This window comes from Streptomyces sp. WELS2 (assembly GCF_013870595.1).
Taxonomy (GTDB): domain Bacteria; phylum Actinomycetota; class Actinomycetes; order Streptomycetales; family Streptomycetaceae; genus Streptomyces.
Map to the genome: position 1 here is coordinate 1 of NZ_JACBWZ010000669.1, position 3,505 is coordinate 3,505.

Here is a 3,505-nt window from a genome sequence, read left to right on the forward strand (position 1 = left end):
GAAGGCGGGGTCGCCGCCGGGGACCATGCCGAGTTCGCGGGCGCGCCGCTGGAGGGCGTCGGGGGCCGAGTAGGCGTCGATGTCCCGCTGGAGGGCCTGCTCCTCGTCGGTGAGGTTCTTCGTCCGCTTCTGCAGGTCGGCGAGTTTGAACGAGCCTTCGCTGAGAGCGGAGTTCAGCACCAGCAGCCCGATGAGACCGCCGCCGAGCAGCACGACGACGAGGAGTACGAACGGGGTGCGGGCAGCCTGGGCGCGGCCGGCCGGGAAGAGCCGGGCCAGCCGCGCGGCCCTCCCCCTCAGCTCTGGTTTCCTGCTCACCGCTCCCCCGGTACGGGGATGCCGCTCCCCCGGTGCGCGAAGGAGACCCTCCGACCCGTCTGGCTCACTCCACGTCCTCCCTGATGCGCTCGGCACCCCGCAGCCTGGCCGGTGCCGCCCGGCGGTTCTCCGCGATCTCCTCCTCGGTGGGAAGTTCGGCACCACGGGTGAGCAGCTTGAGCCGCGGCTGGTAGCGCTCGGGCACGACCGGCAGTCCGGGCGGCGCGGTGGAGGCCGCCCCGGCCGCGAACACGTGCTTGACGAGCCGGTCTTCGAGCGAGTGGTACGACAGCACGGCGATGCGCCCGCCGACGTCGAGGGCCTTCACGGCCGCCGGGATCGCCCGCTCCAGCACGGACAGCTCGCCGTTGACCTCGATGCGCAGCGCCTGGAAGGTGCGCTTGGCGGGGTTGCCGCCGGTGCGCTTGGCGGCCTGCGGCAGGGCGTCCCGGATCAGTTCCACGAGCCGCGCGCTGGTGCTGAACGGCTCCTTCTCCCGCTCCCGCACGATCGCGGCGACGATCCGCTTGGCCTGCTTCTCCTCGCCGTACGCGCGCAGGATGCGCACGAGTTCGCCGGCCGGGTAGGTGTTGAGGACCTCGGCGGCGCTGATGCCGGTCGTCTGGTCCATGCGCATGTCCAGCGGCGCGTCCTGCGCGTAGGCGAACCCGCGGCCGGCCTCGTCGAGCTGCATGGAGGAGACCCCGAGGTCGAACAGCACGCCCTGGACGCGCGCGATGCCGAGCCGGCCGAGGACGTCGGGCAGTTCGTCGTACACGGCGTGCACCAGGGTGGCGCGGTCGCCGAAGGGCGCCAGCCGCTCGCCGGACAGCCGCAGCGCCTCCCTGTCCCGGTCCAGGCCGATCAGCCGGGCGCCGGGGAACCGGGTCAGCAGCGCCTCGCTGTGCCCGCCGAGGCCGAGGGTGCAGTCGACGACCACGGCACCGGGGCGCTCCAGGGCGGGCGCCAGCAGGTCCAGGCACCGCTGGAGCATCACCGGGACGTGTCGACTCTGGCTCAAGGGGGCCTCTCAGTTCCGGCGGGCCGTACGCACCGTCGGTCCCCCGAGCCGTACGTACGCGCCGCGCGCGCGGGGAGACGGATCCGGGCGGTGCCGGGGTCTCCGGGGGTTTCACCAGCGGGGAGAGACTCGTCTCCCGCTTCCGCGTCACTTTAGTCCACGCCGTCCCCGGGTCAATCAACCGGCCTGCGCGTCGCGCACGGCGGCCCCGCGGGAACCCGCAGCGGCGCCGGTCCACCCGTTCGGGGCATCTCCCCCGCGCTGTGGGGTCGCTCACAACAAGCCGCGATGGCGTTCTTTGTCCCCTCTCTCGGCAGGCCGGAACGGCACGTGACCAGTAACGTCGTCGTCATGACGACTCCCGCAGCGGCGAATGCCGGGTCCGAAGGCGCCATACCGCCCGGCGGCGGTGTGACCGACCGCCTCGTGACGGCCAACCGCCGCTACGCCGAGGCCTTCACGGATCCGGGCATGGACGCCCGTCCCGTCCTGCGTGTCGCCGTGGTCGCCTGCATGGACGCCCGGCTCGACCTCCACCGGGCCCTCGGCCTGGAGCTCGGCGACTGTCACACCATCCGCAACGCGGGCGGCGTGGTCACCGACGACGTGATCCGGTCGCTGACCATCAGCCAGCGCAAGCTCGGCACCCGCAGCGTCGTGCTGATCCACCACACCGACTGCGGTATGGAGTCCCTGACCGAGGACTTCCGTTCCGAGCTGGAGATGGAGGTCGGGCAGCGGCCGGCCTGGGCGGTGGAGTCCTTCCGGGACGTGGACCAGGACGTGCGCCAGTCCATGCGGCGGGTGCGCACCTCGCCCTTCCTGCCGCACACCGACGACGTGCGCGGCTTCGTCTTCGACGTGCGCACCGGCCGGCTGCGCGAGGTCGACCCGGCCTGACCGGGACGTCCCGGCCGGCCGCCCGGGACAGGTCCCGCCCCCGCGCCGACGACGTCGAGAACGCGGTCGGACAAGTCGTATGACCGGCAGCGCCGGGGGCAGTTGTCCACAGGCGGTGACACGAATCGGTAACGGCAGCGAGAATGCGGGGTGTGGCACCGTGCGGAACCTTTTCCGCGTGGTGTCCGTGTTCCGGGGTGGGCCGGTCGCGCAGTGACAGCGTCGGCCGGCAGAAAAAAGGGCCGAGGAGGGCCGGGTGACGACCTATGACGATCGAGCGAGCCTCACTGATGTGACCGCCACGGTGGAACGGGTGCGCGGTTCGGTGGAGGGCGTGATCGAGGGCAAGCCCGAGGTCGTACGGCTCGCGCTGACCGTGCTGCTCGCCGAGGGCCATCTGCTGATCGAGGACGTCCCCGGGGTGGGCAAGACGATGCTCGCCAAGGCGCTGGCGCGGTCCATCGACTGCTCGGTGCGGCGCATCCAGTTCACTCCCGACCTGCTGCCCTCGGACATCACGGGTGTGTCGATCTGGGACCAGCAGCGCCGGGACTTCGAGTTCAAGCCGGGCGCCATCTTCGCCCAGATAGTGATCGGCGACGAGATCAACCGCGCCTCGCCCAAGACCCAGTCGGCGCTGCTGGAGTCCATGGAGGAGCGGCAGGTCACCATCGACGGGCAGACGTACGAACTGCCCAGCCCCTTCATGGTGGTGGCCACCCAGAACCCGGTGGAGATGGAGGGCACCTATCCGCTGCCCGAGGCCCAGCGCGACCGATTCATGGCCCGTGTCTCCGTCGGCTATCCGAGCGTGGAGTCCGAGCTGCGGATGCTCGACGTGCACGGCGGGGTCAGCCCCCTGGAGGACCTCCAGCCGGTGGCGCACGCGCACGACATCGTGAAGCTGGTCGAGGCGGTCCGCGGCGTGCACGTCGCCGAGCCGGTCCGGCGGTACGCGGTCGAGCTGGTCGCCGCCACCCGAACCCACCCCGACCTGAGACTCGGCGCCTCCCCGCGCGCGACGCTGCACCTGCTGCGCGCGGCCAAGGCCACCGCGGCCCTGGCCGGCCGGGAGTACGCGCTGCCGGACGACGTGCAGGCGCTCGCCGTCCCCGTCCTCGCCCACCGTCTGCTGCCTACCGCGCAGGCCCAGCTCAACCGCCGCACGGCCGAACAGGTGGTGCTGGAGATCCTCCAGCACACCCCGGTGCCGGCGGCACCCGGCCGGCCCGGCGGACTCGGTGATCTCGGCCGGACCGTCCCGGC

The 3,505-nt window shown here is 72.2% G+C and carries 4 protein-coding genes; 2 read left to right on the top strand and 2 right to left on the bottom strand.

Annotated features, from left to right (window positions below):
• Both H5J33_RS27775 and rsmH read right to left on the bottom strand, forming a co-directional pair.
• Positions 1 to 318: septum formation initiator family protein (locus H5J33_RS27775; RefSeq protein WP_181797581.1), on the bottom strand; the 318-nt coding region annotated here is incomplete at its 3' end.
• Between the two features lie 64 nt (positions 319 to 382).
• On the bottom strand, positions 383 to 1,339 hold the full coding sequence (gene rsmH / locus H5J33_RS27780) for a 16S rRNA (cytosine(1402)-N(4))-methyltransferase RsmH (RefSeq protein WP_181797582.1): 957 nt from the start codon (positions 1,337 to 1,339) through the stop codon (positions 383 to 385).
• Between the two features lie 351 nt (positions 1,340 to 1,690).
• Between rsmH and H5J33_RS27785 the strand changes: the two genes are divergently transcribed.
• Both H5J33_RS27785 and H5J33_RS27790 read left to right on the top strand, forming a co-directional pair.
• Positions 1,691 to 2,239, top strand: a complete 549-nt coding sequence (locus H5J33_RS27785) for a carbonic anhydrase (protein ID WP_181797583.1) — start codon at positions 1,691 to 1,693, stop codon at positions 2,237 to 2,239.
• Positions 2,240 to 2,495: 256 nt separating this feature from the next.
• Positions 2,496 to 3,505, top strand: a 1,010-nt coding sequence (locus H5J33_RS27790; RefSeq protein WP_181797585.1) for a MoxR family ATPase, incomplete at its 3' end; no start/stop codon positions are given.

Coding starts and splice junctions, on each gene's coding strand:
- H5J33_RS27785 (WP_181797583.1), top strand. CDS start 1,691: ATGACGACTCCCGCAGCGGCGAATGCCGGGTCCGAAGGCGCCATACCG.